This window comes from Streptomyces sp. NRRL S-244 (assembly GCF_000717915.1).
Classification (GTDB): domain Bacteria; phylum Actinomycetota; class Actinomycetes; order Streptomycetales; family Streptomycetaceae; genus Streptomyces.
This window is the reverse complement of the sequence record NZ_JOCX01000063.1, coordinates 1-1,273: the sequence shown is the minus strand read 5'-3', so window position 1 is coordinate 1,273 and position 1,273 is coordinate 1. Positions and strand designations below refer to the sequence as shown.

The 1,273-nt window shown below is 69.3% G+C and carries 1 protein-coding gene; it reads left to right on the top strand.

Annotation, left to right across the window (positions count from 1 at the left end; translation table 11 throughout):
- The first annotated feature begins 431 nt into the window (after positions 1 to 431).
- Positions 432 to 968: a DoxX family protein gene (locus IF02_RS0131960; RefSeq protein WP_030163318.1), complete on the top strand. Its 537-nt coding sequence runs from the start codon at positions 432 to 434 to the stop codon at positions 966 to 968.
- The last annotated feature ends 305 nt before the right edge of the window (positions 969 to 1,273 follow it).

The following is a 1,273-nucleotide window of genomic DNA, read 5'->3' as shown; positions in this document are numbered from 1 at the left end:
CGTCGCTTCGCGATGGCCTTCGGCCACCCTTGACCGACCGCCCCGCCCCGGAATGCCATAAGACTGCCGGGAAGCCCCCGAAGGAATGGCCGGGAGGTTGACCGACCAGGAGCGGCCGAGTCAGCGATGCCCGGCCATGTCTCCCGTACATCTGCATCCGGCTCACCAGGACCACCAAGCCTGGCCAGGACGGGCGCGGGGGGAGGGCCAACCCGCACCAGACGGTGATGAGATGACGATGCAGCCCCCGGACGCAACGGATCGCTACGCGCTTCTCTGGGCATGGCGTCCGGCGACCGTCCGGGGCTGGGCGCGGTTGACCTGCGGCCGAACGGGTCGACGACGGGGGTCGGCGACGTTGCGGCCTGGTCATTGCAGTGGAGCGTCATAGGGTGGCCGTCGCCCGCAGGTGACGGAAGAAACGGACGTTCATGGCGTACGAACGACGGGACCGCGCGATGTTTGGTGCCACGTCCGCAACCACCGCCACCCACGACATCGGCCTGCTCGTGCTCCGGCTCGTCGTCGGCCTCACCATGGTCGGCCACGGCACGCAGAAGCTCTTCGGTTGGTTCAACGGCCCCGGCTTCACCGCAACCGGCAAGGGCTTCTCGATGAGTGGCTACCCCGCCGGGAAGGCCATGGCCGCCATCGCCGGTCTCTCAGAAACCCTGGGTGGCCTGGGTCTGGCCCTCGGCCTGCTCACTCCGCTCGCCGGCGCGGCCTTGACCGGCACGTTCATCAACATCCTGGCCGTTCGGGGCCTGAACGCCTTCTTTGCCCCCAAGGGTGTGGAACTGGAGTCGGTGCTCTTCGCCGCGGTCATCGCCCTCACCCTCACCGGGCCGGGCCGCTTCTCCGTCGACCACTTCCTCCCCGTCCTACGCGAGTCGCGCCCCCGCTACTCCATTCTCGGACTGGTGCTGGGAGCCGTGGCGGGTTTCGTCGTCCTTCTCATCCGCGACTGACCCACCTCCGTCCCGCCGCTCGCCAGAACACCACAAACGACCCGCAGTCGCGTCGGCGCGGAGTTCGTCCCGGTCGTGGGCGGCCCATGTCCAGCCACAGGCGGTCGTCGGACGCCATGCCGAGCGGAGCGCGTAGCGATCTGATGCGCCCCCCGTCATGGCCGGGCGTGGTGGTCCCGGGGAGGGGAACTCCGGTCAGGGAGGCTTGGCCGCGCATCGCTGAGGGCCCCTCCCTGAACGTGAACCTCCCGGCCATTCCTTCGGGGGCTTCCCGGCAGTCTTATGGCATTCCGGGGCGGGGCGGT